Origin of the sequence: Pseudoxanthomonas mexicana (assembly GCF_014397415.1) — a bacterium.
Taxonomy (GTDB): domain Bacteria; phylum Pseudomonadota; class Gammaproteobacteria; order Xanthomonadales; family Xanthomonadaceae; genus Pseudoxanthomonas_A; species Pseudoxanthomonas_A mexicana.
On record NZ_CP060731.1, the window covers coordinates 3,778,573 to 3,805,515 of the forward strand.

Genomic DNA, 26,943 nt, shown 5'->3' on the forward strand with positions numbered 1-26,943 from the left:
AGATGTAGCCTTTACTCTGCTTCGTACACCGCCTTGCCATCCACCCAGGTCGAGCGGACGTGCAGGTCGTCGAGCTGCTCGCCCGGCACCGCCAGCGGATCCTCGTCGAGCACGACGAAGTCCGCACGCAGGCCCGGCGCGAGCCGACCCACTTCGCCCTCGTCATGCGCCGCCCATGCCGCGTCGGCCGTGAAACCCCGTAGCGCTTCGACCGCGCTGAGGCGCTGGTCGGGCATCCAGCCACCCGCGGGTGCATCGTGTCCGTCCTGACGCGTCACTGCGGCGTGCAGGCCGCGACGCGGATCGACCGATTCCACCGGGAAATCCGATCCCAGCGCCAGCTTCGCGCCGCTCGCCTGCAGGCGCTGCCAGGCATAGGCGCCACGGATGCGTACCGGTCCCAGCCGGTCCTGCGCCCATGGCATGTCCGACGTCGCATGCGTGGGCTGCATCGAGGCGATCACGCCCAATGCGGAGAATCGCGGAAATTCCTCCGGCGCCACCACCTGCGCATGCTCGACACGCCAGCGATGATCGGTCTTCGCCGCATCGCCCAGCACGCGCGCATAGGCGTCCATCACCAGCCGGTTGCCGCGGTCGCCGATGGCGTGCGTCGCCACCTGCACGCCGCAGCCGCGCGCCTTGCGCATGGCCGCTTCCAGCGCCGCCGGTTCGGTCACGAGCAGGCCACGGTTGCCGGGATCGTCGCTGTAGTCCTCCAGCAGGGCGGCGCCCCGGCTGCCCAGCGCGCCGTCGGCATACAGCTTCACGCCTCGCATCTGCAGGCGGCCGCCGGCATGGCGGTACAGCCCGCCGGCACACAGGTCCGCCAGCGCCGCGTCGTCGCCATCGGCATAGGCGTCGATGCGCAAGGGCAACCGCCCCTCGTCGGCGAACTGCTTCATCAGTGCCAGGTCCTCGCGCGACACGCCCATGTCGTGCACGCCGGTGAGTCCGTTGCGCACGGCAGCCTGGGTGGCCTTCTCCAGCGCCTGCCGGCGGTAAGCCGCATCGGGCGCCGGCACCACCGCATGGACGAGCGACATGGCCGCATCGACGAATACGCCGGTCGGGCGGCCGCCCGCTCGCTCGATACGGCCGCCATCCGGTTGCCACTCGCCGTCCAGCGGTCGCGACGCCTTCGCCGAAGCCGCGCGCAGCGCTGCGCTGTTGGCCCAGCCGGCATGGCCGTCCACGCGCTCCAGCCACACGGGGCGATCGGGAAAGGCCGCATCCAGGTCGGCGGCCGTGGGAAACGCCTTCTCCGGCCAGTCGTTCTGGTCCCAGCCGCTGCCCAGCAGCCACGCATTGGCGGGCAGCTGCTTCTCGTATTCGCGCAACCGCGCGATCACGTCCGCCTTGTCGCGCGCATCCACCAGGTCCGCGCGCATCAGCGCGTAGCCCAGGCCCATCACGTGGCCGTGCGCATCGATCAGGCCGGGAATGACGGTCTTGCCGGGCGCTTCCACGCGGCGGGCGTCGGGATAGCGGGCGCGCAGGTCGTCGGCGCCGCCGACAGCGAGAATGCGGCCCTGCGCATCCCAGGCGATCGCCTGCGCGACAGGGTGCGCCGGATCGGACGTGTGCACGCGCTCCGCCGTCAGCACGTGGACCTGCGCCTGCGCCAGGCCCGCGACAACCACGCATCCCACACCCAATCCCGTCAACCACGCCAGACGCCGCATGCCGCTCTCCCCAATCGGTCCAGGGCGCGACTATGCGCAATGGCGTCGCGCACGGCAACAAAAGAGGGGCCTTGCGGCCCCTCGGTTGCGGCATTCCCCTGCCCTGCGACGTGGTGTTCACATGAAAGGCCTGGGCGATGCTTACTTACTCCGGGCGGACGTCCACCCGGATGCGGATACGGTCACCGGGGTGATGATCGGTACGGGTATGGTAGGTGCGGTTGCCGTATTCGTAGGTCACGTCGTATCCACTGACACGGCCGTCCCCATAGTAATCGTCGCCATAGCGACCATTGCCGGCGGGTACCGGATCGCAGACGCGAACCTGTCCCCGCTGCACGCGGCGATCGCGCTGTGCGTTGTCGTAGATCGAGCGCCCGGCCATGCCGCCCACCATCGAACCCACCGCGGTGCCGACATAACGGCCGCTGCCGTCGCCGACCTTGCTGCCGAGCACCGCGCCGGCGATGCCGCCGATCACCGTGGCGACGGTACGGCCCGTCTCGGCGGAACGATCCGGATAGTGGCGGTCGCCGTAGTAGCCGTCGTCGCCATAGCGATCGTCGGGATAGCCGTCGTTGCGATAGCCATCACGGTATTCGTCGCGGGCGTATACGTCATCGGCGTTGCGGTAGTAGCAGCGCTGCCCCGTCGTCGTGTTGAGATAGCCGTCATTGCGGCCATAACCATTATCGATGATCGGGTCCACGCGCACCACGCGCGCATAATCGTAATAGGGTTCTTCGCCGTAGCGATCCGTCGTGCCGTAGTAGCGCGCGGACTGCGCGGATGCCATGCCGGAAGCGAGCAGGCCGATGGCCAGCACGGTGGCGGATAGACGCTTCATCTCGGGTACTCCCCCACGCCGGATTGGCGTGGGGGCATGCTCGGCCGATGCGGGTGAAACACCGCTGAACTCAGCCGGCTTTCGCGACCCGGTTTAGCCATTCGACAGCTTGCGCGGCGATGCCGGCCGCTTCGCGTCCCAGCAACGGCCCGACATGCGAACCTGAAACCGTTTGCAGCACGTCCGCGCCCCACGCCTCGGCCATGGCGCGCGTGATCGAAGGCGGCATGTCATCGTCATGTGCGGACGCCACGCACAGCATCGGGCATGCGGGACGTTCCGTCGCGACACCGCGCCAGGCCTCGCGCAGCACCGTACCGGATTCGTCGCGCCAGTGGCGGAACGCAAACAGCGCCGTTGCGTCGTCCGCATCGGGCATTGCTTCGCGCGTACCGCTCAGACGCGCAGCGCGCCGCCACGGCACCACATCCGGCCAATCGCGCGCCGGCATGTCCACGTGCCACGGCACCGGAGGCAACGGATTCACCAGCACCACCGCATCCGCGCCCTCGGCGGCATCCAGCGCCAGCAATCCGCCCAGGCTTGCACCGACCAGCACGCGCGGCCGCGGCAATGCCGCCAGCGCCGCGCGCACCTGCGCCTGATAATCCTGCAGACGCGTGGCCGCCACGTCGCCGCGCACAGGCACGAGGTCGGGGGCCGCCACCTGGAAGCCCGCCGCCTCCAACACGCCACGCCACACGTTCCATTCCCAGCCGCCACCGCCCGCACCATGCACGAGCAGCGCGGCGCGCGAACGCGTCAAAGCAGGGTCGCCTCCAGCGACACCGGCACCGAGAGCGCGCGCGAGATCACGCAGCCCGCCTTGGCCTGCTGGGCGATCTCCTCGAACTGCGCCGCACTGATTCCCGGCACGCTGGCCGAGACGGTCAGCTTGATCGCGGTGATCGTCGGGCCCGGATCCATGCCCGGCTCCATCGTCGCCTCGGCGCGCGTCTGCAGCTTGTCGGGCGTGAAGCCCGCCTTGCCCAGCACCGCCGACAGCGCCATGGTGAAGCAGCCGGCATGCGCGACCGCAAGCAGTTCCTCCGGGTTGGTGCCCTTCTCGTCGCCGAAGCGGGTCTTGAACGAATAGTTCTGGCCTTCGAACAGGCCGCTCTGCGGCGTGCTGAGGCTGCCCTTGCCGGACTGCAGGTCGCCGGTCCACACCGCATCGGCGTAACGCTTCAAAGCCATGGTCGTACTCCTCGGGTCAGGGGAAACGCAGGGTACACCGCCGGATGTTCACGCCATGTACCGCAGTGCGACTTGACCCCTCCACCCCCGCACGCCGATGCTGACCGCCCGCCATGACCGCCCGCCGAGCGCCACGCTCACGGGACGCGCTCTGCCCGGACAGCCATGACGGCCCTTCGACCCAACCTACGGGAGGAACGGCCTCATGTCGTACAGCACGCAACAGATCCGCAACGTGGCCCTGGCAGGCCACCCCGGCGCCGGCAAAACAACACTCTTCGAAGCCCTGCTGCATGCCGGCGGCGCCCTCCAGGTGGCAGGCACCATCGAACGCGGCACCACCGTGTCCGATCATGATCCCCTCGAGAAGAGCCGCGGCCACTCCATCGATACCGCCATCGCCAGCACCGACCACGGCGGCATGCACGTCAACCTGATCGACACGCCGGGGTATCCGGAGTTCCGCGGTCCGGCACTGTCGGCCCTTTCCGCGGTGGAAACCGCCCTGATCGTGGTCGACGCCGACCAGGGCGTCGCGCATGGCACGCGCCGCCTCATGGAACGCGCCGCCCAACGCCACCTGTGCCGCGCCATCGTCATCAACAAGATCGACCACGAAGGCGCCGACTGCGCCGGCGTGCTGGCGGCGCTGCGCGAGGAATTCGGCCCCGAAGTGCTGCCGCTCAACCTGCCCGCCGACGGCGGCAAGGCGGTCATCGACTGCTTCCGGCAATCCACCGGCGTGTCCGACCTGGGCGATGTGGCGGACTGGCACCAGAAGATCATCGACCAGGTGGTGGAGATCAACGAGACCGTGATGGAACACTACCTGGACCTGGGCGAAGGCGGACTGTCCGGCGAGGAACTGCACGACGCGTTCGAGCAGTGCCTGCGCGAAGGCCATCTGGTGCCGGTGTGCTTCGCATCGGCACGCACGGGCGTGGGCGTCAAGGAACTGCTGGACGTGGCCGAGCGCCTGTTCCCCAATCCGGCCGAAGCCAATCCGCCGCCATTCGTCAAACTCAACGGCAGCGACCCGCAGCCGATCGAGGCCGTGCCCGACCCGCGCGCGCATGTCATCGCCGACGTCTTCAAGATCATCAACGACCCGTTCGTCGGCAAGCTGGGCATCTTCCGCGTGTACCAGGGCACGCTGAAGAAGGACTCGCAACTCTTCGTCGACGACGGCAAGAAGCCCTTCAAGGTGGGCCACCTGTTCAAGCTCAGGGGCAAGGACCACATGGAGATCGAAAAGGCCATCCCCGGCGACATCGCCGCGGTGGCCAAGGTGGAGGACCTGCACTTCGACGCCGTGCTGCACGACAGCCACGACGAGGACCACCTCCACCTGGCCCCGATCGATTTCCCCAAGCCCATGTTCGGCCTGGCCATCGAGGCGGCCAGCAAGGGGCAGGAACAGAAATTGTCCATCGCCCTGCAGAAGCTGGCCGAGGAGGATCCCGCCTTCGTGGTCGAACACCAGCCCGAATTGAACGAGACCGTGATCCGCGGCCTGTCCGACCTGCACCTGAGGGTCATGCTGGAGCGGTTGAAGGAGCGCCACGGCGTGGAGGTGAAAACGCGGCCGCCGCGCATCGCCTACCGCGAGACCGTCGCGGCGAAGGCCGAGGGCCACCATCGCCACAAGAAGCAGACCGGCGGCGCCGGCCAGTTCGGCGAAGTGGCGCTGCGCATCGAGCCGCTGCCGCGTGGCGCCGGCTTCGAATTCGTCGACGAGGTGAAGGGCGGCACCATTCCCGGGCAGTTCCTGCCGGCGGTGGAGAAAGGCGTGCGCCAGGTACTGTCGGCGGGCGCGGTGGCCGGCTATCCGCTGCAGGACCTGCGGGTGATCGTCCATGAAGGCAAGCACCATCCGGTGGACAGCAAGGAGGTGGCGTTCGTCGCCGCCGGCAAGAAGGCGTTCCTCGATGCCATCGCCAAGGCCAGGCCGCAGGTGCTCGAGCCGGTAGTGGACCTGGAAGTGGCGGTACCGGAAGCGCAGGTCGGCGACATCACCGGCAACCTCGCCGGCAAGCGCGCACGCATCAACGGCACCGACACCGTGCGCGGCGAGATCCTGGTGAAGGCGCAGGTTCCCCTGGCGGAGCTGGAAGGCTATGCCGCGGAACTGAAATCGATGACCGCCGGCCGGGGTCGCTACAGCCTGGATTTCAGCCACTACGAGCCCGTTCCACCGGCGGTGCAACAGAAGTTGATGGAGGCCTACCGGCCACGGCACGACGAGGACTGAGCCGCGCCGCGGGGTGCGGCGTCCTGTCGCGGTGCAGCGCGATGGATGCCGCATCCGGTGCATGATCGTCCGCCGTTTCGGTCGCGGCGCCGGCGATTTCCGACGTGCGGCGGAGGCGAAACGAGAAAAAACCGAAAAAAAAGGCGTTTTGGGGCCTTTCCGCTCTTGGCGCCGCCAGTTCTTTGCCCTACATTTCGCATGCCGACGCGATCGGCCCGATTACCCAACCACTCGACCGTAGAGACAGGACACATGGCAAAGAGCACCAAGAAGGCCGCGCCGAAGAAGGCCGCCAAGAAAGCTGCACCGAAGGCCGCCGCCAAGCCGGCCGCGCCGAAGCCGATCAAGGAAGCGCTGAGCAAGTCGGGCCTCGTCGCCCACATCGCCGAAGCCACCGCCGTGGCCGCCAAGGACGTCCGCGCCGTGCTGGCCTCGCTGGAAAGCGCCGTGCATGCGTCCATCAACAAGAAGGGCGCCGGCGCCTTCACCCTGCCGGGCCTGCTGAAGATCACCGCCGTCAACGTGCCGGCCAAGCCGAAGCGCAAGGGCATCAACCCGTTCACCAAGGAAGAGCAGTGGTTCGCCGCCAAGCCCGCCTCGGTGAAGGTCAAGGTGCGTCCGCTGAAGAAGCTGAAGGACGCCGCGGCCTGATCGCCGCGCACCTCGCGTGACCCGAACGGGACGGCCTAGCCGTCCCGTTTTTTTGCCCGCCGGTACGGCCCCTGCCGCAGGTCACCCCTTGTGATCGCATGCTGCTGCCCGCAGGTCCGGAGTGTCCCTTCCGAACAAGGCGCACCACGCATGAAGATCCAGGGTTTCCTCGACCACCTGCTCAAATCCTCCAGCGGCAACGGCAGCGTGCTCAATGCCGACTTCGGCAAGGGCGCCATCACCGGCGGCGCGCTGGGCCTGCTGCTGGGCAAGAACAAGACCTCGCGCAAGCTGGCCACCTACGGTGGCCTGGCGGCGATCGGCGTGATGGCCTACCGCGCCTACAACGATTACAAGCAGCAGCAGGGCGGCTTCGCGGCCGGCGCGGGACCGCAGACCGTGGACCGGCTGCCGCCCCCGCAGGCGGAACTGCACAGCCAGGCGATCCTGAAGGCGCTGGTGGCAGCCGCCAAGGCGGATGGCCATATCGACGCGCGCGAACGCGAAGTGATCGAAGGCGAGTTCTCGCGCATCGGCACCGACGGCGAACTGCAGCAGTGGCTGCATGCCGAACTGGAAAAGCCGCTGGACCCGGCGGAAGTCGCGCGTGCCGGCAGCACGCCGGAGATCGCTTCGGAGATGTACCTGGCCAGCCTGATGGTGGCCGACGAGCAGAATTTCATGGAACGCGCCTATCTGGACGAGCTGGCGAAGCAACTGCGGCTCGAGCCATCGCTGAAGGCGCAGCTGGAGCGCCAGCTGGCGCAGCCACAGCCGCCGGCACTGCCCTGACCCGCCACATGCGGCCTGCCGCGCGCCGCGGGCGACGCATCGCCTGGTGGCTGCTCACGCTGTCATTGCTCGGCCTCCTGCTCGCATGGGCATGGAGCCGACCGTTCATGGCGTCGCCGCGCATGTGGTGGGACATCTCGCGCGCATCACCGCCCTACGCCTTGCCGGTGCCGGTGGACGGCGTGCGTGCGCGGCAGATCGCCGACACCTTCGGCGCACCACGCGGTACGGACCGCACGCATCAGGGCGTGGACATCTTCGCCGCGCGCGGCACGCCCGTGCGCAGCGCCACGCGCGGCATAGTCGTCGCCATCCGCGACAGCGGCCTGGGGGGCCGCCAGGTCTGGGTGCTGGGCCCGGGTCGCGAGCGGCACTACTACGCGCACCTCGACGACTGGGCGCCCGACCTGTCCACCGGCCAGGTGATCCGCACGGGCGACCTGCTGGGTTTCGTCGGCACGTCGGGCAATGCGCGCGGGACGCCGCCGCACCTGCACTACGGCATCTACGGCGCTCAGGGCGCCTACGATCCCCTGCCGCTGTTCCGGGCCGGCGCCGCGTCCACGACCGTTCGCTGAACCACGCCGGCCGGCGGAACAGTCCATCACGGCGCGCCCCCTCGTTAGGGCTGCCGGGCGCGCCTATCTTGGCTATGGTCCCCACCGCGCCACCGGCGCACGCCCCCATGCCCAACGACACCCACCGCTACCGCATCACCGTCACGCCCATCGAGGACGATGGCCTGCAGTGCAATGGCCGCTGCACCATCGAATTCGAACACGCCTGCCATGACGACTGGATGCGCATTCTCGAGAACATCCAGCGCCAGCGCGGCCTCAGCGGCGACGAGCGCGCCGCGCTGGTCGTCGGCACCAAGCTGCTGAGCGGGCTGATGCTCGACCACCGCAAGGACGCCGACGACCTGTTCGCACCCCTGCGCCCGCACATGGGCGAGTTCATCCGTTCGCTGAAGGAGCGCGGTCGCGACGCCGGCTGAGCGTGACGTCGCGGGGGTAAACTCCGCACGATGAAGGCCCGCCATGCCGCCGAAGCCGCCACCCTCGAGGACATCCCCAACATCGGGCCGTCCATCGCAGGCGACCTGCGCGGCATCGGGATCGCCACGCCACAGGCGCTGGTGCGCCAGGACCCGTATGCCCTGTACGAACGGGTGAACGCCGCCACCGGCCAGCGCCACGACCCCTGCCTGTGCGACTGCTTCATCGCCGCCGTGCCCTTCATGGAAGGTGGTCCGCCCACGCCGTGGTGGCGCTACACCGCCGAACGCAAGCGCCATTTCGCCGACCACGCCGGTTAGCGTCCGGACAGGCATGCCCGGCTATGGTGCGCCGACGCCTTCCGGAGCCTGCCATGCGACGCACCCGACGCCAGTTCTTCACCCTCGCCCTTGCCGCCGGCGCCACGCTCGCACTGGCGGGCTGCAGCACGCTCAATGCGGTCACCGGCCTGCTGGGCAACCAGATCAACTTCACCCAGCCGCAGTTGCAGCGCTACCTCAACCAGAGCTTCCCGCGCGAGTTCGACAAGCTCGGCGGCCTGGTGTCCGCCACGCTGACCAACCCGCGCCTGAGCATTCCCACCGGCGACGACCGGCTGCGCCTGGACTTCGACATCGGCGTGAGCGCGCTGGGCGCGCGCGATGTCAGTCGCGGGCACTTCGCGCTGGCCAGCCGCCTGCGCTACGACCCCGCCACCCGCGGTCTGCATCTGGACAACCCGGAAATCCTCTCCGTGGACGTGCCCGGCGCGGGCTCGCTGATGTCCGGCGGTACCCGCCAGCTGGTCAATACCGTGCTGCAGGAGTACGCGCGCAGCGAGCCGGTCTACAGGATCGAGAGCGACGTGCTGCGCCGCCTGCCGGCCAGCAGGCAGATCGGCAACCCCCAGATCGAGGATGGCCGCGTGGTCATCCCCCTGCAGTGAGACGCGACACGATGATGAAGCCGCTTCTGGCCCGCCTTGCGCTGCTCGCTTTCCTCGCCGCGCCCCTCCTGGCATCCGCGGCCACGCCTGCCGTACTGCGGTTCGATGCGGGACAGCTGCAGAGCGCCGCGCGCGCCGGCTTTCCGCTGGAAGAGTCGCTGCTGGAAGGCTTCGCATCGTTGACCCTGAGCGATCCCGACATCAGCATCCCGCAGCCCGGCGAGCGCGTGCACCTGCAGATGAACTACGACATCGCCCTGGCCACGGGCGAGCGCCTGGAATACGGCAACGTGGTCGTCAGCAGCGGCCTGCGCTACGACCCCGGCACGCGCGGCCTGCACCTAGTGGATCCGCACCTGGAACACCTGGGCTCCGCTGCGGGTGGGCGCGGCCTGCCCGGCGGCTCGCGCGACGTGCTGCAGGACCTGATCCGCGAGTACGCCCGCACCCGCCCACTGTACCGGTTGAGCACCGAGGACCTCGCGCAGGTGCCCGGCACGCTGACGGCCGATTCGCTGCGGATCCGCGACGGCCACGTGGAACTGCAGTTGCCGGTGGACGCGGCACGCTAAGCCCGGCGCCGCTCTACAGCGCCACGCCGTTCGATGGCCAGGCGTGCGGCATTGCCTGGCCTCTGGGCGGTGTCGCTACAGTTCGAAGCGGTAGCTCAGCTTCACGATCAGCTGCTCGTCGTTGCGCAGGCTGAAGCTGTCGCGCAGTGCGTCGTTGGAGCCGTCCGTCCCGGCCAGTTGCTCGTAGCCGCCGCGGGCGTACACCACGTACAGATAGGACAGCGGCGCGAGTTCGTAGCGGTAGCGCACCTGGAAACCGAGGTTGCGCACCTGGAAGTCCTCGACCGTGTCGCTGGCCGCCACCGCATGCCCGGCCGCATCGAAGCGCCACGCATCGTGCGCCCGCGCACTGATGGCGATCGCCTCCAGCTTCACGCGAAGCTCCTGCCGTGGGTCGATGTTCCAGTCCAGGCCGGCGCGCAGCGTCGTCTCGCGACCGTCGAACGCGCCCACCAGGTCGCCCTGTGCGGCACCCTGCCAGATCAGCCAGTCCGGGCGCCTGACGAGGTTCAAACCTGCGTTGAGGCTGAAGGCGTCGTTGATGAAATACGTGGCCCCATACCAGAAGGCCGAACCCAGCTTGCGGTTGCCCGCCAGGCCGCCACCGAAGGCCTCGACCTCGACCTCGTGCGCCCAGTTGCCCTTGCGCGGACGCTCGTACTCGAAATACGCATTCATGTTCGCCGGCAGACGCACGATACCGTTGCCGCGCAGCAGCGTGTCGCTGATCCCCGCGCTGTTGACGTTGATCTGCGCATAATCGTAGCTGCCGTCGCGCAGCTGGCCTTCGCGGCTCATGCGGAACTGGTCGTTGAGCTTCTCGCCGTGGTTGTTGTGGTTGCTGCTGACGCGCCAGCGCCAGTCCTTGGACGAATAGCGCGACGCCTCCGGCAGGCCGGTGAACCGCCTGCGCACTTCCCAGTGCAGGTAGTTGGTGCTGTTGCGCGACAGGTAGCCGAAGTCGTTGAGCTGCAGGTCGTTACCGAAGTGCATGGCGATCCACTGCTGGCGCCAGCCGTGGTCCATCTCGTAGTCGGCCCAGACGGTGGCGCCGTAGTCCTGCAGCGCGTCGCCGGCCTGGTCGATGCGGCTGCCCAGCAGGCGCGTGCGGACGTTCCAGCGCGCGCTCGGCCGCCAGTTGTGGTCCACGCCGAGCACGGTGGCCTCGCGGTCGCGCCAGGGATCGTCGACGCGGGTCAGCATGGCGCCCAGATTCTGCATCTCGAAATCGCGTACCAGCCGCACCGCGTGGTAACGGCGGCCGGTAGCGCCATCCTCGTCGGCGGAGAACAGGCCGTAGTTCACCCGGCCCAGGCTGCCGTTCAACTTGACCGCCGCGGTGATGTCGCCGGTGCTGCCCACACGGCGCGTGTAAAGCTGCTGGCTGTCGTCCGACGGCGTGGTCAGTTCGAAGATGCCCTGGTTCTCGGTGAAAAACGGACGCTTGTCGCTGATGAAGGTCTCGGTGGCGCTGAAGTTCACCACTAGGTCGTCCGCTTCCACCTGGCCGAAGTCGGGATTGACCGTGGCCGACAGCTGGAAGCGGCCGTTCGGCTTCCAGAAGATGTCCGCGCCGCCGTTGAAATCGCGGCCGCCGCCGACGTTGTCGTACAGGCCGGACACGTAGGGCGTGATGGCGAGCAACGACTGGTCGTATCGCGCAACGGTGATCGGCGCGAAGTCCGACAGGAAGCGCGGACGCTCGAAGCTCGCCTGCGGCCACGCCATACGCTCGCCGGTGGAGCCGATCACGCGCGCCAGGAACACCTTCAGCGTGCGCTGCCCATCCGTTCCGTCGCGCATGGGCGCGGTGTGCCACGGGATCAGCATTTCGACCGACCAGCCCTGTTCGTCCTCGGCCACCGCATGCCGCCACTGGCCGTCCCAGTCGTCGCTGAACTGGTTCTCGTTGGTGATGACCTCGTCGGCGATGCCGCCGGTGGAACTGACGGTGAAGGCGTAGCCCGTGCGCCCGTCGCCGTCGAAATCGACGAAGGCATTGACGCGGTCGACCTGTTCGTCGAAGTCGCGCTGCACCTTCTGCCGCGTACGGGGCACGTCCGGCGGCTGGGCGTTGCGGAACGCGATGGCCAGGCCATCCGGCGTGGCGAGCACCCAGGCCTCGGTGGCGAGCGAACCGGGTTCGCCGGTCAGCGGCTGGGTCTTGCGGAAGTCGGCGACGTGATGCGCGTCCTGCCACTCGGCGGGGTGGATGCGGCCGTCGATCTCGACGGCCTGCACCGCGGCACATGGCAGGACCAGCGCAAGCGCGCCGGCGAATCGGGTAAGCATCATGGGGATCGGGGATGGGTCCGGTGCGCGCACGTTAGCCGCGCGGCACAGTCGCCACACCTGCCTTCGGTCATTTCAACCTTCCGGCTTCCTGCGGCATCCGTGCCAAGTGGAGATCAGCGCCCTTTCTTGGGCTGCAGCATCGTGCCCGTGCACTTCTTGCTGCCGCACCGGCACGCCCAGATCTTCTTCAGGCGCGCGGTATGCGGCTCGTCCAGGGTGATGCCGTAGTTGTAGGTCAGCTCCTCGCCAGGCTTGATGGCGCGGATGGCCTCGATGAACACCTTGTCCTTCTTGCGGTTCTTGCCGTCGTGCTCTTCGATCACCGCTTCGCAGTTGGGATCGCAGCTGTGGTTGATCCAGCGCGCCTTGTTGCCCTTGTGGTTGGCGTCGATCACGTACTCGTCGTTGAGCGTGAATAGGAAGGTGTGGCCGGAGTCCACGTCGCCGGTGTCGTCGGCGTCCACTTCCTCGTGCGTGCGGCGCTTGCCCTTGTATTCCACCACCCGCTCGCCCTTCTCGATCGGGGCGATGGCGAACACGCCGTTGCCGTGGATGTCGGATTGGCGGGCTTCGATCTTGCGGGGCATGCGGGGGTCCGGCGGGAGGGAGGAGGGACGATTCTCGCCCAACGCGCGGCGTTTCCCAACTTTCCGTTGCCTGAACGCCTCAGCTCGGACGCGTGGCCGGTCCGCGCAGGGCGGCGCGTTCGATGCCCGTTCCCCTCATTGCGACCGCCTCCATGCGCGCCAACCCGATCCTGTTCGCCACCGCCATGTGCCTGGCCCTGTCCGCCTGCCAGCCCTCCGAAACCCGTACCAGCTCGCGTCTGCCGCCGTCCACGCCCAGCGACACCGACCTCCTGGCCCGGGGCGAATACCTGGTGCGGACCACTGGCTGCAACGACTGCCACACGCCCGGTTATGCCGAATCCGGCGGCACGACCGACAAGGCGGGCTGGCTGGTGGGTTCGCCGATGGGCTTCCATGGTCCGTGGGGTACCACCTATCCGAGCAACCTGCGCCTGCGCATGCAGCAGCTGACCGAAGCGCAATGGCTGGAATACAGCGCCAACCTGCGCACCCGACCGATGATGCCGGACTTCGCCGTGCGCGCGATGACCGAGGAAGACCGTCGCGCGATCTACCGCTTCATACATTCGCTGGGCGCTGCCGGCCAGCCCGCGCCCGAGGCCCTGCCGCCGGGCCAGACGCCGCCGGCGCCGTACCTGGGCCTGGTGCTGCCGACCCCGCCGGCAGATGCGCCTGCGGCCCACTGAAGCCTTGGGGCCGCCTCATCCGAGGCGGCCGTCGAACATCCAGAAGAAGCCCAGCGCCAGACCGAACACGGTCCAGAACAACTGGCCGAGTCCGCGAAACAGCTTCACGGCCAGGTACACGCCGCCAATGGCGAGCAGCACGCGCCAGACGAACCTCTGGTCCAGGCTGCGGGCAGATGGCGTGGAAGCGGAAGAAGCGTGGGTGGTGTTCATGGTGGCAATCCTGGGAAAGAGACCGTCCGGAGTGGACGATGGCCATCTTCCCCGCGCGCCGGCGGCCGCATCAGTCCAAGCCGTCAGCCTTCGCGGGTGACATTCGTCAGCCGCACGGCACCCGCCTGAACGGGGGAAACCCCCGCATTTGAGCCCGGCGGACCAAAAGCGTACAATTTCGGTACGTTTTATGGATTCCCCCGTCCCATGCTCCGCGTCACCAAGCTGACCGACTACGCCACCGTCGTCCTTACCGTGCTCGCCGCCCGGCCGGGCGAGATCCTCAGTGCGTCCGACCTGGCCGAGCATTCCGGCCTGGAAACGCCGACCGTGAGCAAGGTGCTGAAGCCGCTGGCGCAGGCCGGGCTGGTGGAAGGCCTGCGCGGCGTGCACGGCGGTTACCGCCTGAGCCGCGAAGCGGCCGACATCAGCCTGATCCAGATCGTCGAGGCCATGGAAGGACCGCTGGCGATGACCGAATGCAGCCAGAGCGAAAGCCACTGCGGCATCGCCCACCAGTGCGGTGCGCGCGCCAACTGGCGCCTGATCAACGATGTGGTGGCCGACGCCCTGCGCGGATTCACCCTCGCGCAGATGATCGCCCCGCTCCCCTCCTCTTCCGACGACATGCGCAGGCGACCCATCGCCGTGCAGGTCGCCACCCGCTGAACCGCAGGCAGCCCCATGGCCACCGAGAACGCTGAAATCCTGGAACAGCTGGGACGTCGCTACGACGCCGGCTTCATCACCGACATCGAATCCGATTCGCTGCCGCCCGGCCTGGACGAGGACGTCGTCCGCGCCCTGTCGGCGAAGAAGAACGAACCGGAGTGGATGACCGAATGGCGCCTGGCCGCGTACCGCCACTGGCTGACGATGCCGGCGCCGCACTGGGCCAAGCTGAAGATAGGCGCCATCGACTTCCAGTCCATCAGCTACTACAGCGCGCCGAAGGCGAAATACGCCTCGCTGGACGAGGTGCCGCAGGAACTGCTGGACACCTACGACAAGCTGGGCGTGCCGCTGCACGAGCGCGCCAAGCTGGCCGGCGTGGCGGTTGACGCGGTGTTTGACTCCGTCTCCGTGGGCACCACCTTCCGCAAGGAACTGGCCGAGAAGGGCATCATCTTCTGCTCGATGTCGGAGGCGATCCAGGAGCATCCCGAACTGGTGAAGCAATACCTGGGCACCGTGGTGCCGGTGGGCGACAACTACTTCGCCGCCCTCAATTCGGCAGTGTTCTCCGACGGCAGCTTCGTGTTCATCCCCAAGGGCGTGCGCTGCCCGATGGAACTGAGCACCTACTTCCGCATCAATGCCGGCCACACGGGCCAGTTCGAGCGCACGCTGATCATCTGCGAGGACAAGGCCTACGTGTCCTACCTGGAAGGCTGCACCGCACCGATGCGCGACGAGAACCAGCTGCACGCCGCGGTCGTCGAGCTGGTCGCGCTGGAAGACGCCGAGATCAAGTACTCGACGGTGCAGAACTGGTATCCGGGCGACGAGGAAGGCCGTGGCGGCATCTACAACTTCGTCACCAAGCGTGCCGAATGCCGCGGCGCGCGCAGCAAGGTGACCTGGACGCAGGTGGAGACCGGATCGGCGATCACCTGGAAGTACCCATCCTGCGTGCTGCTGGGCGACGACTCGGTGGGCGAGTTCCACTCGGTGGCGCTGACCCACCATCGCCAGCAGGCCGATACCGGCACCAAGATGATCCACATCGGCAAGCGCACCAAGTCCAAGATCGTCAGCAAGGGCATCAGCGCCGGCCGCGGCCAGAACACCTACCGCGGCCTGGTGAAGGTGGACCGCAACGCCGACGGCGCGCGCAATTACACCCAGTGCGACAGCCTGTTGATCGGCAAGAAGTGCGGCGCGCACACCTTCCCCTACATCGAGGTGAAGAACCCCACCGCGACGCTGGAACACGAGGCCACCACCTCCAAGATCAGCGACGACCAGCTGTTCTACTGCCGCGCGCGCGGCATCGGCCAGGAAGACGCCGTCAGCATGATCGTCGACGGCTTCTGCAAGCAGGTCTTCCGCGAACTGCCGATGGAGTTCGCGGTGGAAGCCAAGAAGCTGCTGGAGGTTTCGCTGGAAGGCAGCGTGGGATAAGGCTTTTCCCTTCTCCCGTCGGGAGAAGGTGCCCGTAGGGCGGATGAGGGGCAACGAAGTCCGGCGCTCTCAAACATCTGGACTCCATCGCCCCTCACCCCAACCCCTCTCTCCCACGGGACTTCATTTGGTCGCCGTCGGGAGAGGGGCTCGAAAGAATCAAACGGAAACGAACATGCTCAAGATCGACAACCTCCACGCCCGCGTCGCCGGCAAGGACATCCTCAAGGGCCTCTCGCTGGAGGTGAAGCCGGGCGAAGTGCACGCCATCATGGGGCCCAACGGCGCCGGCAAGTCCACGCTCGGCAACATCCTGGCCGGCCGCGAGGGCTATGAGGTCACCGCCGGCAGCGTCGAGTTCGACGGCAAGCCGCTGCTGGACCTGGAACCTGAAGAGCGCGCTGCCGCCGGTGTGTTCCTGGCCTTCCAGTACCCGGTCGAGATCCCGGGCGTGAACAACACCTATTTCCTGCGTGCGGCGCTCAATGCCCAGCGCAAGGCGCGCGGCGAGGCGGAGCTGGATTCCATGCAGTTCCTCAAGCTGGTGCGCGAGAAGCTGGCCGTGCTGCACCTGAAGGACGAACTGCTCCACCGTGGCGTCAACGAAGGCTTCAGCGGCGGCGAGAAGAAGCGCAACGAGATCTTCCAGCTGGCCGTGCTGGAACCGAAGCTGGCGATCCTGGACGAGACCGACAGCGGCCTGGATATCGACGCGCTGAAGAACGTGGCTGATGGCGTCAATGCGCTGCGCTCGCCGGACCGCGCGTTCGTGGTCATCACCCACTACCAGCGCCTGCTCGACTACATCAAGCCGGACGTGGTGCACGTGCTGGCCGGCGGCCGCATCGTCGAGACCGGCGGCCCGGAACTGGCGCTTGAGCTGGAACAGCACGGCTATGCGTGGATCAAGGACCGGGTTGCTCCGGAGCAGGCCGCCTGATGAGCGCGTTGCTGGATTCCCTGTCGGCCACCTTCCACGGCGATGCTGCACGCCGCGCTGCGCTCGACGAGGCGTTGCGCGACGGCCTGCCCGGCCCGCGCACCGAGGCGTGGAAGTACACCTCGCTGCGGCAACTCGAACGTCGCAGCTTCGCCGCTGTCGAGGCGCTGCCGTCGCTGGACCCGATGCTGCTGGCCGACATCCCGGCGCCGCGCGCGGTGTTCGTCAACGGCCGCTACTCGGTCGCGCTGTCGCTGACCACCGACCTGCCGGACGGCGTCAGCCTGCAGCTGCTGTCCGAGGCACTGGCGGAGGGCGGCGACGCGGCGCGCTTCCTGCAGCGTCGTTTCGAGCGCACCGACGAAGTCTTCGCCCGGCTCAACGCCGCGCTGGCGACCGAAGGCCTGCTGTTGCGCGCCGAGGCCGACGTGCGGAGCGAGCAGCCGCTGCATCTGGTCTTCATCGGCACCGAGGACGGCGCCGACCGCGCCTGGCATCTGCGCAACCTGATCGAACTGCGCGCAGGCGCCGCGCTGACCGTGGTGGAACACCACTTCGCTGCCACGCCGCACGCGCACTTCATCAACGCCCTGAGCCACGTGCACCTGGCGAAGGGTGCGACCCTCTCGCACGCGCGCATCCAGAGCGACAGCGAGCGCGCCACCTCGCTGCTGCGTACCGACGCGGTACTCGCGCGCGATGCCGACTACCGGCGCGTCGACCTGGAGCTGGGCGCCGCGCTGTCGCGCCACGAGCTCAACGTACGCCTGGAAGGCGACAACGCGCGCCTAACGGCGAACGGCGTGCTGCTGGCCGGCGGGCGCCGGCATGTCGATACCCGCCTGGGCATCGACCACATCGGCCGGGACACCGCCTGCGAACTGACCTGGCGCGGACTCGGCGCGGGCCGTGGACGTGCGGTCTTCCATGGCGGCATCCTGATCCGCGAGGGTGCGGACGGCACCGATGCAGCGCTGTCAAACAAGAACCTGCTGCTGTCGGACAACGCGGAGATCGATACCCAGCCCGTACTGGAGATCCACGCCGACGAGGTGAAGGCCGCCCATGGCGCGACGGTCGGCCAGCTCGACGCCAATGCCCTGTTCTACCTGCGCTCGCGCGGGTTGACGCAGGCCGAGGCCCGGCAGCTGCTCACCACCGCGTTCTGCCGCGAACCGCTGGGCGTCATCGCGCATGCCGGCGTGCGCGAAGCCCTGCTCGCCCGGGTGGACGCCGCGCTGGCGGCGCTGGAGGCACCATGAACCGCGAGGCCCTGTCCGGTGCCCGCACCGCGATCGACTGGGCGCGCGTGCGCGAGGACTTCCCGCTGCTCGCGCGGGAGGTGAATGGCAAGCCGCTGATCTATCTGGACAGCGCCAACACGGGCCAGAAGCCGGCATCGGTGATCCAGACGGTCGATGACTTCTACCGCCAGCACAACGCCAACGTCAGCCGTGCCGTGCACACGTTGGGCACCGAAGCGACGGATGCGTACGAAGGCGCGCGCAAGAGGCTGGCGCGCTTCCTCAACGTGCGGCCAGACGAACTGGTGCTGTGCAGCGGCACCACGTTCGCGATCAACCTGGTGGCGTACTCGTGGGCGCTGCCGCGCCTGAAGGCCGGCGACACCATCCTGGTGTCGCGCATGGAACACCACGCCAACATCGTGCCGTGGCAACTCGTGGCCCAGCGCACCGGCGCGACGATCAAGGTCGCGGAGATCCACGCCGACGGCACGCTCGACCTGGACGCGCTGCACGCCGCCATGACCGGCGACGTGAAGCTGCTGGCGATCACTCACACCTCCAACGTGCTGGGGACGGTCAATCCGGTGCGCGAGATCTGTCGCGAAGCCCGCAAGCGCGGCATCGTGACCGTGGTGGACGGCTCGCAGGCGGTGCCGCACCGCGCGGTCGATATCGCTGCCATAGGGTGCGATTTCTACGCGTTCACCGGCCACAAGATGTGCGGCCCCACCGGCACCGGCGCGCTGTGGGCGCGCAAGGAACACCTGCAGGTCATGCCGCCGTTCATCGGCGGCGGCGAGATGATCAAGGAAGTGAGCTTCGACGGCACGGTGTTCAACGACCCGCCGCACCGGTTCGAAGCCGGCACGCCCAACATCGCCGGTTTCATCGGACTGGGCGCGGCCGTGGACTACCTGGACGCGCTGGGCATGGCGAACGTGGAAGCCCGCGAGGCCGAACTGTTGGCGCACGCCACCGAGGAACTGGACCGGATCGACGGCCTGCGCATCGTCGGCCGCGCACCGGACAAGGCGGCGGTGATCTCGTTCCTGATCGAAGGGGCGCACGCGCACGACCTGGCCACGCTGCTGGACCTGGAAGGCGTCGCCGTCCGTTCCGGCCAGCACTGCGCACACCCGCTGCTGCAGTTCTACGGGGTAGCCGCCACGCTGCGGGCCTCATTCGCGTTCTACAACACGCACGAGGAAGTGGACGCCTTCATCGCCGCCCTGAAAAAGGCGCGCGCCCTGCTGGCGTAACGATGCGGGCATGCCCGCAGCCGCCCTACAATGGACGGCATGGATACCCTCAGCTTCCGCCCCGCCAACCACGCCGACATCCCGGCCCTCGTCGCCCTAGTCACGTCCGCCTACCGCGGCGACGTCAGCCGGCAGGGCTGGACGACGGAAGCCGACCTGCTGGACGGCCAGCGCATCGACCCCGATGTCCTCGCGCGCGACATCGGCCGCGCACGCAGCCGCATTCTGGTTGCAGAGCGTGGCGGCGAAATGCTGGCATGCGCGCACGTGGCCGAGGAGGACGGCGCGGGCTACTTCGGCATGTTCTCGGTACGCCCCGACCTACAGGGCGGCGGCGTGGGCAAGGCCATGCTGGGCGAGGCCGAACGCATCGCGCGCGAGGAGTGGCAGCTGCCGACCATGCGCATGACCGTGATCGACATCCGCGACGAGCTGATCGCGTTCTATGAACGCCGCGGCTACGCGCGCACGGGCATCAAGAAGCCCTTCCCCTACGGCGACGAGCGCTACGGCATTCCCAAGCGCGCGGACCTGCGCTTCGAGATCCTGGAGAAACCGCTGACGGGAGCCGCCGCATGAGCGAGACCTGGACGTTCGTATGCGCCGCAGGCGAGCTGCTCCCCGGCGAGCTGAAAACCGTGTTCGACGAGGTCACTGGCACGCCCATCGTGGTCCTCAACCACGACGGCGAGCTGTATGCGCTGGAAGACAAGTGCAGCCATGAGGACTTCGAACTGTCCTCCGGCCACTTCGATCCGGCGGACGCCAGCATCGAATGCGTCCTGCACGGGGCGCGTTTCGACGTCCGCGATGGCCGTGCCCTGTGCGCGCCGGCCTACTCGCCGGTGGCGAAGTTTCCGGTGCGGCTGGAGCATGGCGGCATCTGGACACGGGACGACCGGGACTGACCGCGGAATGTGAACATTCTGTTGTAATCGCAAATCATTCTCATTATCCTGTCGCACCCTGCGGCAGATCGCCGCAGCCCGTCTCTTTGAGGCTCCGGTGCCGCGCGTCCCCAACCCCGTCCTGTCGACCGTCGTCTGCCTGCTGCTGGCATGCGTGACGCTGTTCGCGGGCGGGCTCCACGCTACGACGGTACGGCCCGTTGACGACACCCCGGCCCTGACCACCGTCGTTCCGGCAAGCGAGGCCTTCGCGCTGACCGCGCGTGATCACGACGCCGACCACGACGCCTTGCCCCTGCCTGCCGACTCCGAGCCGGCGACGGGCCATGGACGCGCATCCGCGCCGCGGTGTCCCCTCCAAGGGCGATACCCCGCCTTCTCGATGCACGACGATCCGCGTGCGCGATCCCCCGCCTATCGCGGCTGCGGTCCTCCCCGCTGATTTCCTGCGGCGCCGAGCGCCGTCGCGTGACGCCTCGTTTCGCCGGCACACCGAACGCCGTGCGCAAGACACGAATCCGTTCCCTCTCCGTCCCGTAGCCTTCGCCACCGGGTCATCCGCTCAAGCACACCAAGGATGCCTATGAACTTCCGCCCCTCCCCGCTGACCGCTGCCCTGCTCCTCGCCATCACGGCCCCGGCCATGGCCGCTCCCACCGGCGATGCCCCCGCCGATGCCGCCATGCAGGCCAAGGAACTGGACACCGTGGAAGTTCACGGTGAACGCGTGCAGAAAGCCAGCTCGCCGAAGTACACCGAGGCGCTGGTGGACACGCCGCAGACCATTACCGTGGTGACCAGCGAGGTCATGGCGCAGCAGAACCTGCTGGGCCTGAAGGACGTACTCAGCACGCTGCCCGGCATCACCTTCGGCGCAGGCGAAGGCGGTGGCGGGTATGGCGACAGCATCAACCTGCGCGGCTTCACCGCCAGCAGCGACATCACCACCGACGGGGTACGCGACAGCGCGCAGTACACGCGCAGCGACACGTTCAATCTGGAATCGATCGAACTGATCAACGGCGCCAATTCCGCCATGTCAGGCGCTGGCTCCGTTGGCGGCAACATCAACCTGGTCAGCAAGACCGCGCGCGAAGGCGACTTCAACACCTTCACCGTGGGCGCAGGATCCGACAAGTACGGCCGCGTGACGGCCGACAGCAACTTCGACTTCGAGAACGGCGTCGCCGTGCGTCTGAATGCGATGGGACATACCCAGGATGTCCCGGGCCGCGACGAGGAGTTCAAGCACCGCTGGGGCTTCGCGCCGTCGATCGCATTCGGCCTGGGTTCCGATACCCGCTTCACGCTGAGTTACCTGCACCAGCACGACAACAACATGCCGCAGTACGGGGTGCCGTTCGCGCTGAGCCCGTTCAATGATGGCCCGCTGCCCGGCGTTGATCGCGAAACGTACTTCGGTTACCGGAACACGTCGCGCCAGGAAAGCGATGTCGACATGCTGACCGGCGTACTGGAGATGGACTTCGGCGACCACGTGAGTCTGCGCTCCCTTGGGCGCCTGCAGCGCGTGGAGCAGTACACGAATGCCACCGCACTGCAGGGCAGCTGGTGCCTGGCAAACGGCACCAATCCCTATACGGGAGGTGCCTGCGCGACCCTGCCTGTCGGTCCGGGCGTGCCGGCCGGCACCGTCCAGCCGCCGGGCACATGGTCTCCGACCGGCGGGCCCCGCGGTTTTGTCCGCGATACGGAGAACTTCATCGCGCACAGCCAGACGGACTTGTCGTTCGGTTTCGACACCGGTGCGGTACGCCACGATGTGGTGGCCGGCGTATCGTTCAGCAAGGAGGATTTCGAGCTCGACAGCGGCTCCGGCTTCCGCAATGCAGACGGCAGCGAACTCGCCAACGACAACAGCAGCTATCCGCTGCAGGACCTCGACAATCCCTACAACGTGTGGACCGGTCCCAGGAATTTCGTCCGTACCGGCCACACCGACGGCAGCTTGGACAACCAGGCGGTATACGTGTTCGATACGTTGAAGTTCAATGACCGGTGGCTGCTGAACGTGGGCACGCGTTACGAACACAACGAAGGCGATACGGTGACCTATGGCGTGACCGAAGGCCGGATCACCGGTGTGACCAACCGCTTCGAGAACGAAGAGGATCTGTTCTCCTACCGCGCAGGCGTGGTCTACAAGCCGGCCGACAACGCCAGCGTCTACCTGTCGTACGCCAACAGCAAGACGCCATCGAAGACCTCGGTCAACGGCGCCTGCAACGCCAACACGTGCAACGTGGATCCCGAAACCGCGGTCAACGTCGAACTGGGCACAAAGTGGGACGTGCTGGAGAACCGCCTTGCCCTGACCGCGGCACTGTTCCGCAACGAGCGCCGGAACTACAAGGTGGCCAGCGCCGATCCGCTGCAGCCCGAGCAGGTACTGGATGGCAAGGCCCGCGTGGACGGTCTTGCGCTGGGCATGGCCGGCAACATCACGCGTGAGTGGGCAGTGTTCGCCAACTACACCTTTCTTGACAGCGAAGTACTTCAGAACGCGGCGGATGAAGCCGCGAGCGATCCGGTCAAGGGCCGCGAACTGACCCAGACGCCGCGCCACGCGGCCAGCCTGTGGACCACTTACGCACTGGGCGACTGGACCTTCGGCTACGGCACGACCTATCAGGACTCGTTCTATCCGAACAACGCGAACGAGGCCGTGTATCGGAAGACGGACGCCTACTGGGTGCACCGCGCCATGATCGGTTACCAGATCAACGAACGGATCGGCCTGCAGATCAACGTCAGCAACCTGTTTGACGAGGAGTACTACACGGGCATCCGCAACAACCTGACCGTCGATGCCGCGGGCGTGGTCACCGCCGGCAACGGCTGGGCCAATCCCGGCGAAGGTCGCTCGGCGGTGCTGACGGCCACGCTCCGCTTCTGAGGCGGGCATCGCTCGCACCTTGTCCATGCACAATGGACAAGGTGCTCCATTCGAGGTCATCGACATGCTGCTCGCCATACCCGAGGTGTTGACGCCGGAACAGGTCGCGCAGGCCCGCGCGCAGTTGGACGCCGCCGACTGGGCGGACGGCCGCATCACCGCGGGCTACCAGTCGGCCAAGGCCAAGGACAATGCTCAGCTGCCGGAGGATTCTCCCGCGGCCCGCGAAGTCGGTGCCCTGATCCTGGATGCGCTGTCGCGCAACAGCACCTTCTTCTCCGCAGCCCTGCCCAAGCGCATCTATCCGCCGCTGTTCAACCGCTATGACGGCGGCCAATCGTTCGGGTATCACGTGGACAATGCAGTCCGCTATGACCGTAGCCGCGGCGGCGTGGAACCCGTGCGGACGGACCTGTCGGCCACGCTGTTCCTCAGCGCGCCGGAGGACTACGACGGCGGAGAACTCGTCATCGAGGACACCTTCGGCACGCAGCGCGTGAAGCTGCCCGCCGGCCACATGGTGCTGTATCCGGGCACCAGCCTGCACAAGGTGACGCCGGTGACCCGCGGCGCGCGCGTGGCGTCGTTCTTCTGGATGCAGAGCATGGTCCGCGACGATGGTCATCGCCGGCTGCTGTTCGAACTGGACCTGTCCATCCGCCGCCTGACCGTGGACGTGCCCGAGCATGCCTCCCTGGTCCAGCTGACCGGCGTGTACCACAACCTCCTCAGGCAGTGGGCGGAGACCTGAGGAAGCCAAGCAAGATTAAATCTTGTTTGCACTTGATAAGTATTCTCATTTAAAATGCCCCGTAACGGCCCGCCGAACTGGCGCGTGCCCTGGGGACCTTCTTGAATCAACCGCCTGACAACCCGATCGGCCTGCACGCACCGAGATCGGCACGCGCACCCTGGTGGTCGGGGCTGGGCATCGCGGCCATCGTGATCGCGCTGTCCATGCTGCTGGGATTCCACTCACCGGTCTCTTCCGGCACGGGCCGGGCGGTTGCTGCTGCCCAGACGTCACCCGCGCTGGTCGCAGGCGAGTCCCGCGACTATGCAGAGGGCGCTCGCGAGGACCGCCACCGCGACCTCCCCGCGAAGAAGGCACGACTGACCGCCCTGAAGGTGAAAACCACCCGCTCGCCAGGGCATACCCACGACGCCGCATCGCGCCTATCTTCATCACGGCGGGGGCATGGCGGTCCGCAACCGGACCCGCGCATGTCGGATGCCTCTGGCGCCCTGCACCGCCTGGATCCGTCATTGAGCCTGCATCACGGCCAGGCACCTCCTGTCGCCTGATCCGCTCGCGGCCCGTCCGATCCCGGACGCTGCTTTCTGCTGATCGCGCACCCGCGCGACCGCGCCTCTGCTGCCCACTTCTTCCCGGATCCCATGAACGTCATCCGTACGTCCGTGCGCGCCTCGCTGCGTCGCAACCGCCTTGCCCTCGCCCTGCTGTCCGTCGCCACTGCCCCCGCCATCGCGCAGCCCGCGGCCGATGCCGCCGATGTCAGCACCCTCGACACCGTTGTCGTCACGGCCTCCGGTTTCGAACAGAAGATCACCGACGCACCCGCCAGCATCAGCGTGATCTCCGCGGAGGAACTGCGCCAGCGCCCCTACATCACCCTGATCGACGCCGTGCGCGATCTGGAGGGCGTCGATGTCGGCGAGACCTCCGACAAGACGGGACAGAAGACCATCAGCATCCGTGGCATGGGGCCGGACTACACGCTGATCCTGATCGACGGCAGGCGCCAGAACAACCACGGCGACATCTACCCCAACTCGTTCGGCGGCAACCAGTTCAACCATATTCCGCCGCTGGACATGATCCAGCGCATCGAAGTGATCCGCGGGCCGGCGTCCACCCTGTACGGCGCCGACGCGTTGGGCGGGGTGATCAACATCATCACGCGCAAGGTGTCGGACCGCTGGCAGGGCTCGGCCACGCTCGGCCACGGCATCCAGGAGAACCGCGATTTCGGCAGCGACAGCACCTTCGACTTCATGTTGATGGGGCCGCTGGTGAAGGAACGTTTGGGCCTGGGCGTGCGCGGTTCGTGGTACGAGCGGGACGCGTCGACGCCCGAATACGAGGCGATCACCGCGCCGGACGGTAAGGTGTTCGAGCGGGCGCTGGGCTTCGGTGGCGGCGGCAAGACCGTGGACAACACCAACAAGAGCGCGGGCGTGACGCTGAGCTGGACGCCGACGGACAGCCAGAGCGTCATCTTCGACGACGACACGTCCAGGCAGGTGTACGACAACACGCCGTACATCAACAATCTGGGCACCGAGACGTATCCGTTGGGCACCGTGGACGGACTGGACGGCATCTGGCGCGCGGCGCCACGGGTGGGATACGCGGCCGATCAGGAATTCACCCGCGACCAGTGGTCGGTGACCCACAACGGTCAGTGGACGTTCGGCGACAGCTTCGTCTCGCTTGCGCACATCGACACCGGCAACCACGGCCGCACGCTGCCGTTCACCGTTGCCGAGCGGCTGCTGCACCAGGACATCTACTGCAACAACGCCGTTACCTGCGCTACCGGCCCCTATGCCGGAATGACGCGTGCGCAGCGCCAGCAACTGGCCATGGATACCTTCCTCCCGCGTCCGAAGCGCACGATGGAAAGCCGCCAGTACACGCTGGACGCCAAACTGGATTTCGCCGTCGGCGAGGCGCACCGCTTCGTCGTCGGCGGCCAGGTGATCGACGGCGAACTGGAAGACGGCGTGTTCGGCATGGAAGGCGGCGGCGATGGCGGCGGCACCGTCCAGGAGCACAGGATGTGGTCGCTGTTCGCCGAGGACAACTGGAATCCACTCGATGCACTGACCATCACGCTTGGCTTGCGCCGCGACGATCACAGCGTGTTCGGCAGCCAGCTCAGTCCACGCGCCTATGCCGTGTGGGACATCAGCACAGCATGGACGTTGAAGGGCGGCGTCAGCACCGGCTTCAAGACGCCCAAGACCACCGACCTGTACGACGGTGTCACCGGATTCGGCGGCCAGGGCACCACGCCCTTCGTCGGCAACCCGGACCTGCAGCCCGAGACCAGCGTCAACAGCGAGATCGCGCTGTACTGGACCTCGCCCGACGACGCGCACAACGTCAATCTCACCGTGTTCCGCAACGACTTCGACGACAAGATCGCGCGCGGAGAAACCAGTCTCAGCTGCGAGCAGACCGGCGGCATGCGTCCCTGCGCCAACCTCGGCGATTACGCGCTGCTGGGCTATACGACGTATGCGCAGAACATCAACATCGACGAAGTGCGCATCCAGGGTGTGGAAGTCGCCGGACGTTGGGGCATCACGGAGACCCTGTCGCTGCGCGCCAACTACACCTTCACCGACAGCGAGCAACTGAGCGGGGCACAGAAGGGCCTGCCGCTGACCAACACCGCCCGCCACATGGCCAACGCCAGCTTGAACTGGCAGGCGAACGACCGCTTCAGCATGCAGCTGCTCGCCGAAGCCCGCTCCAAGCGCTATCGCGACACGATCAACGGGGTCCGCCGGGACTACCAGGACTACACGGTGCTGCACCTGGGCGCGCAGTACCGCTTCAACGAGCATGTGACGGTGTCGGGCCGCATCAATAACCTGCTCGACGAAGATTTCACCACCTTCCAGACGGTCTTCAATGACCTCAACAACGACAGCATCTATACGTCCAACGAGGTGTCGTACCTGGACGACTACAACAACAAGGACAAGTCTCGGAACCTGTGGCTGAGCCTCAACGTCAGCTTCTGAGCCGTCGGGGCGTTCCCGCGCCGGTGGGAACGCCTCTCAATTGAGAGT

At 67.4% G+C, this 26,943-nt stretch carries 27 protein-coding genes; 20 read left to right on the plus strand and 7 right to left on the minus strand.

What is annotated here, in order from left to right:
- Nucleotides 1-11: 11 nt before the first annotated feature.
- From IAE60_RS17675 to IAE60_RS17690, 4 genes are all read right to left on the minus strand, one after another.
- Entirely contained in the window at nucleotides 12-1,685 is a 1,674-nt protein-coding gene (locus IAE60_RS17675) for an amidohydrolase (protein WP_187573227.1), read from the minus strand.
- Nucleotides 1,686-1,830: 145 nt separating this feature from the next.
- Entirely contained in the window at nucleotides 1,831-2,532 is a 702-nt protein-coding gene (locus IAE60_RS17680; RefSeq protein WP_187573228.1) for a glycine zipper 2TM domain-containing protein, read from the minus strand.
- 70 nt (nucleotides 2,533-2,602) lie between these two features.
- Nucleotides 2,603-3,298 (minus strand): alpha/beta hydrolase, encoded by a 696-nt coding sequence (locus IAE60_RS17685; RefSeq protein ID WP_187573229.1) that lies wholly within the window; start codon nucleotides 3,296-3,298, stop codon nucleotides 2,603-2,605.
- Nucleotides 3,295-3,729, minus strand: coding sequence for an OsmC family protein (locus IAE60_RS17690; RefSeq protein ID WP_187573230.1), 435 nt, complete (start codon nucleotides 3,727-3,729; stop codon nucleotides 3,295-3,297). The genes IAE60_RS17685 and IAE60_RS17690 overlap by 4 nt, the downstream gene beginning before the upstream one ends.
- Before the next feature lie 205 nt (nucleotides 3,730-3,934).
- On the opposite strand from IAE60_RS17690, the gene fusA reads away from it, so the two are divergent.
- The 8 genes from fusA (at nucleotide 3,935) to IAE60_RS17730 (ending at nucleotide 9,939) form a co-directional block, all read left to right on the plus strand.
- Nucleotides 3,935-5,980, plus strand: coding sequence for an elongation factor G (gene fusA, locus IAE60_RS17695; protein WP_187573231.1), 2,046 nt, complete (start codon nucleotides 3,935-3,937; stop codon nucleotides 5,978-5,980).
- A gap of 252 nt (nucleotides 5,981-6,232) precedes the next feature.
- Nucleotides 6,233-6,631 carry an HU family DNA-binding protein gene (locus IAE60_RS17700; RefSeq protein ID WP_162109645.1) on the plus strand — a complete coding sequence of 133 codons (399 nt, stop codon included), beginning with the start codon at nucleotides 6,233-6,235 and terminating at the stop codon, nucleotides 6,629-6,631.
- A gap of 150 nt (nucleotides 6,632-6,781) precedes the next feature.
- Nucleotides 6,782-7,423 carry a tellurite resistance TerB family protein gene (locus IAE60_RS17705; RefSeq protein ID WP_187573232.1) on the plus strand — a complete coding sequence of 214 codons (642 nt, stop codon included), beginning with the start codon at nucleotides 6,782-6,784 and terminating at the stop codon, nucleotides 7,421-7,423.
- 8 nt (nucleotides 7,424-7,431) lie between these two features.
- A complete protein-coding gene (locus IAE60_RS17710; protein ID WP_187573233.1) occupies nucleotides 7,432-8,001 on the plus strand; it encodes a M23 family metallopeptidase in 570 nt (189 codons plus the stop codon).
- A 107-nt stretch (nucleotides 8,002-8,108) separates the two neighbouring features.
- On the plus strand, nucleotides 8,109-8,420 hold the full coding sequence (locus IAE60_RS17715; RefSeq protein WP_238394919.1) for a DUF3861 domain-containing protein: 312 nt from the start codon (nucleotides 8,109-8,111) through the stop codon (nucleotides 8,418-8,420).
- A gap of 30 nt (nucleotides 8,421-8,450) precedes the next feature.
- On the plus strand, nucleotides 8,451-8,741 hold the full coding sequence (locus tag IAE60_RS17720) for a helix-hairpin-helix domain-containing protein (RefSeq protein WP_187573234.1): 291 nt from the start codon (nucleotides 8,451-8,453) through the stop codon (nucleotides 8,739-8,741).
- A gap of 53 nt (nucleotides 8,742-8,794) precedes the next feature.
- Nucleotides 8,795-9,367 carry a DUF1439 domain-containing protein gene (locus IAE60_RS17725; RefSeq protein ID WP_187573235.1) on the plus strand — a complete coding sequence of 191 codons (573 nt, stop codon included), beginning with the start codon at nucleotides 8,795-8,797 and terminating at the stop codon, nucleotides 9,365-9,367.
- 11 nt (nucleotides 9,368-9,378) lie between these two features.
- Nucleotides 9,379-9,939, plus strand: a complete 561-nt coding sequence (locus IAE60_RS17730; RefSeq protein ID WP_187573236.1) for a YceB family lipoprotein — start codon at nucleotides 9,379-9,381, stop codon at nucleotides 9,937-9,939.
- A 75-nt stretch (nucleotides 9,940-10,014) separates the two neighbouring features.
- Here the strand turns inward: IAE60_RS17730 and IAE60_RS17735 are convergent, their stop codons facing one another.
- Both IAE60_RS17735 and IAE60_RS17740 read right to left on the minus strand, forming a co-directional pair.
- Nucleotides 10,015-12,231 carry a DUF5916 domain-containing protein gene (locus IAE60_RS17735; RefSeq protein ID WP_187574799.1) on the minus strand — a complete coding sequence of 739 codons (2,217 nt, stop codon included), beginning with the start codon at nucleotides 12,229-12,231 and terminating at the stop codon, nucleotides 10,015-10,017.
- A 116-nt stretch (nucleotides 12,232-12,347) separates the two neighbouring features.
- On the minus strand, nucleotides 12,348-12,821 hold the full coding sequence (locus tag IAE60_RS17740; protein WP_162109651.1) for an SET domain-containing protein: 474 nt from the start codon (nucleotides 12,819-12,821) through the stop codon (nucleotides 12,348-12,350).
- Between the two features lie 152 nt (nucleotides 12,822-12,973).
- On the opposite strand from IAE60_RS17740, the gene IAE60_RS17745 reads away from it, so the two are divergent.
- The gene (locus IAE60_RS17745) at nucleotides 12,974-13,510 is read left to right on the plus strand and encodes a c-type cytochrome (protein ID WP_187573237.1); all 537 of its coding nucleotides are present in this window, start codon (nucleotides 12,974-12,976) and stop codon (nucleotides 13,508-13,510) included.
- A 15-nt stretch (nucleotides 13,511-13,525) separates the two neighbouring features.
- Here the strand turns inward: IAE60_RS17745 and IAE60_RS17750 are convergent, their stop codons facing one another.
- Nucleotides 13,526-13,723 (minus strand): hypothetical protein, encoded by a 198-nt coding sequence (locus tag IAE60_RS17750; protein WP_187573238.1) that lies wholly within the window; start codon nucleotides 13,721-13,723, stop codon nucleotides 13,526-13,528.
- A 207-nt stretch (nucleotides 13,724-13,930) separates the two neighbouring features.
- Between IAE60_RS17750 and IAE60_RS17755 the strand changes: the two genes are divergently transcribed.
- From IAE60_RS17755 to IAE60_RS17805, 11 genes are all read left to right on the plus strand, one after another.
- Nucleotides 13,931-14,392 carry an SUF system Fe-S cluster assembly regulator gene (locus IAE60_RS17755; protein ID WP_187573239.1) on the plus strand — a complete coding sequence of 154 codons (462 nt, stop codon included), beginning with the start codon at nucleotides 13,931-13,933 and terminating at the stop codon, nucleotides 14,390-14,392.
- 15 nt (nucleotides 14,393-14,407) lie between these two features.
- Nucleotides 14,408-15,847, plus strand: a complete 1,440-nt coding sequence (gene sufB, locus IAE60_RS17760; protein ID WP_187573240.1) for a Fe-S cluster assembly protein SufB — start codon at nucleotides 14,408-14,410, stop codon at nucleotides 15,845-15,847.
- A 175-nt stretch (nucleotides 15,848-16,022) separates the two neighbouring features.
- On the plus strand, nucleotides 16,023-16,787 hold the full coding sequence (gene sufC, locus IAE60_RS17765) for a Fe-S cluster assembly ATPase SufC (protein ID WP_187573241.1): 765 nt from the start codon (nucleotides 16,023-16,025) through the stop codon (nucleotides 16,785-16,787).
- Entirely contained in the window at nucleotides 16,787-18,049 is a 1,263-nt protein-coding gene (sufD, locus tag IAE60_RS17770) for a Fe-S cluster assembly protein SufD (RefSeq protein ID WP_187573242.1), read from the plus strand. The genes sufC and sufD overlap by 1 nt, the downstream gene beginning before the upstream one ends.
- Nucleotides 18,046-19,293 carry a cysteine desulfurase gene (locus IAE60_RS17775; protein WP_187573243.1) on the plus strand — a complete coding sequence of 416 codons (1,248 nt, stop codon included), beginning with the start codon at nucleotides 18,046-18,048 and terminating at the stop codon, nucleotides 19,291-19,293. The genes sufD and IAE60_RS17775 overlap by 4 nt, the downstream gene beginning before the upstream one ends.
- A gap of 39 nt (nucleotides 19,294-19,332) precedes the next feature.
- Nucleotides 19,333-19,872, plus strand: coding sequence for a GNAT family N-acetyltransferase (locus IAE60_RS17780; RefSeq protein ID WP_187573244.1), 540 nt, complete (start codon nucleotides 19,333-19,335; stop codon nucleotides 19,870-19,872).
- Nucleotides 19,869-20,201, plus strand: a complete 333-nt coding sequence (locus IAE60_RS17785) for a non-heme iron oxygenase ferredoxin subunit (protein WP_187573245.1) — start codon at nucleotides 19,869-19,871, stop codon at nucleotides 20,199-20,201. Before IAE60_RS17780 ends, IAE60_RS17785 begins: the two co-directional genes overlap by 4 nt.
- Nucleotides 20,202-20,784: 583 nt before the next feature.
- Nucleotides 20,785-23,118 (plus strand): TonB-dependent receptor, encoded by a 2,334-nt coding sequence (locus tag IAE60_RS17790; RefSeq protein WP_187573246.1) that lies wholly within the window; start codon nucleotides 20,785-20,787, stop codon nucleotides 23,116-23,118.
- Nucleotides 23,119-23,182: 64 nt separating this feature from the next.
- Nucleotides 23,183-23,869 (plus strand): Fe2+-dependent dioxygenase, encoded by a 687-nt coding sequence (locus tag IAE60_RS17795; RefSeq protein ID WP_187574800.1) that lies wholly within the window; start codon nucleotides 23,183-23,185, stop codon nucleotides 23,867-23,869.
- Between the two features lie 101 nt (nucleotides 23,870-23,970).
- Nucleotides 23,971-24,423 (plus strand): hypothetical protein, encoded by a 453-nt coding sequence (locus IAE60_RS17800; RefSeq protein WP_187573247.1) that lies wholly within the window; start codon nucleotides 23,971-23,973, stop codon nucleotides 24,421-24,423.
- A gap of 93 nt (nucleotides 24,424-24,516) precedes the next feature.
- Nucleotides 24,517-26,895 (plus strand): TonB-dependent receptor domain-containing protein, encoded by a 2,379-nt coding sequence (locus IAE60_RS17805; RefSeq protein ID WP_187573248.1) that lies wholly within the window; start codon nucleotides 24,517-24,519, stop codon nucleotides 26,893-26,895.
- Nucleotides 26,896-26,943: the final 48 nt, after the last annotated feature.

Excerpts from the sequence above, each read along its gene's own strand:
- IAE60_RS17675 (WP_187573227.1), bottom strand. The coding sequence starts at position 1,685 with ATGCGGCGTCTGGCGTGGTTGACGGGATTGGGTGTGGGATGCGTGGTT.
- IAE60_RS17680 (WP_187573228.1), bottom strand. The coding sequence starts at position 2,532 with ATGAAGCGTCTATCCGCCACCGTGCTGGCCATCGGCCTGCTCGCTTCC.
- IAE60_RS17690 (WP_187573230.1), bottom strand. The coding sequence starts at position 3,729 with ATGGCTTTGAAGCGTTACGCCGATGCGGTGTGGACCGGCGACCTGCAG.
- fusA (WP_187573231.1), top strand. The coding sequence starts at position 3,935 with ATGTCGTACAGCACGCAACAGATCCGCAACGTGGCCCTGGCAGGCCAC.
- IAE60_RS17700 (WP_162109645.1), top strand. The coding sequence starts at position 6,233 with ATGGCAAAGAGCACCAAGAAGGCCGCGCCGAAGAAGGCCGCCAAGAAA.
- IAE60_RS17705 (WP_187573232.1), top strand. The coding sequence starts at position 6,782 with ATGAAGATCCAGGGTTTCCTCGACCACCTGCTCAAATCCTCCAGCGGC.
- IAE60_RS17710 (WP_187573233.1), top strand. The coding sequence starts at position 7,432 with ATGCGGCCTGCCGCGCGCCGCGGGCGACGCATCGCCTGGTGGCTGCTC.
- IAE60_RS17715 (WP_238394919.1), top strand. The coding sequence starts at position 8,109 with ATGCCCAACGACACCCACCGCTACCGCATCACCGTCACGCCCATCGAG.
- IAE60_RS17720 (WP_187573234.1), top strand. The coding sequence starts at position 8,451 with ATGAAGGCCCGCCATGCCGCCGAAGCCGCCACCCTCGAGGACATCCCC.
- IAE60_RS17725 (WP_187573235.1), top strand. The coding sequence starts at position 8,795 with ATGCGACGCACCCGACGCCAGTTCTTCACCCTCGCCCTTGCCGCCGGC.
- IAE60_RS17730 (WP_187573236.1), top strand. The coding sequence starts at position 9,379 with ATGATGAAGCCGCTTCTGGCCCGCCTTGCGCTGCTCGCTTTCCTCGCC.
- IAE60_RS17735 (WP_187574799.1), bottom strand. The coding sequence starts at position 12,231 with ATGCTTACCCGATTCGCCGGCGCGCTTGCGCTGGTCCTGCCATGTGCC.
- IAE60_RS17740 (WP_162109651.1), bottom strand. The coding sequence starts at position 12,821 with ATGCCCCGCAAGATCGAAGCCCGCCAATCCGACATCCACGGCAACGGC.
- IAE60_RS17745 (WP_187573237.1), top strand. The coding sequence starts at position 12,974 with ATGCGCGCCAACCCGATCCTGTTCGCCACCGCCATGTGCCTGGCCCTG.
- IAE60_RS17750 (WP_187573238.1), bottom strand. The coding sequence starts at position 13,723 with ATGAACACCACCCACGCTTCTTCCGCTTCCACGCCATCTGCCCGCAGC.
- IAE60_RS17755 (WP_187573239.1), top strand. The coding sequence starts at position 13,931 with ATGCTCCGCGTCACCAAGCTGACCGACTACGCCACCGTCGTCCTTACC.
- sufB (WP_187573240.1), top strand. The coding sequence starts at position 14,408 with ATGGCCACCGAGAACGCTGAAATCCTGGAACAGCTGGGACGTCGCTAC.
- sufC (WP_187573241.1), top strand. The coding sequence starts at position 16,023 with ATGCTCAAGATCGACAACCTCCACGCCCGCGTCGCCGGCAAGGACATC.
- sufD (WP_187573242.1), top strand. The coding sequence starts at position 16,787 with ATGAGCGCGTTGCTGGATTCCCTGTCGGCCACCTTCCACGGCGATGCT.
- IAE60_RS17775 (WP_187573243.1), top strand. The coding sequence starts at position 18,046 with ATGAACCGCGAGGCCCTGTCCGGTGCCCGCACCGCGATCGACTGGGCG.
- IAE60_RS17780 (WP_187573244.1), top strand. The coding sequence starts at position 19,333 with ATGGATACCCTCAGCTTCCGCCCCGCCAACCACGCCGACATCCCGGCC.
- IAE60_RS17785 (WP_187573245.1), top strand. The coding sequence starts at position 19,869 with ATGAGCGAGACCTGGACGTTCGTATGCGCCGCAGGCGAGCTGCTCCCC.
- IAE60_RS17790 (WP_187573246.1), top strand. The coding sequence starts at position 20,785 with ATGAACTTCCGCCCCTCCCCGCTGACCGCTGCCCTGCTCCTCGCCATC.
- IAE60_RS17795 (WP_187574800.1), top strand. The coding sequence starts at position 23,183 with ATGCTGCTCGCCATACCCGAGGTGTTGACGCCGGAACAGGTCGCGCAG.
- IAE60_RS17805 (WP_187573248.1), top strand. The coding sequence starts at position 24,517 with ATGAACGTCATCCGTACGTCCGTGCGCGCCTCGCTGCGTCGCAACCGC.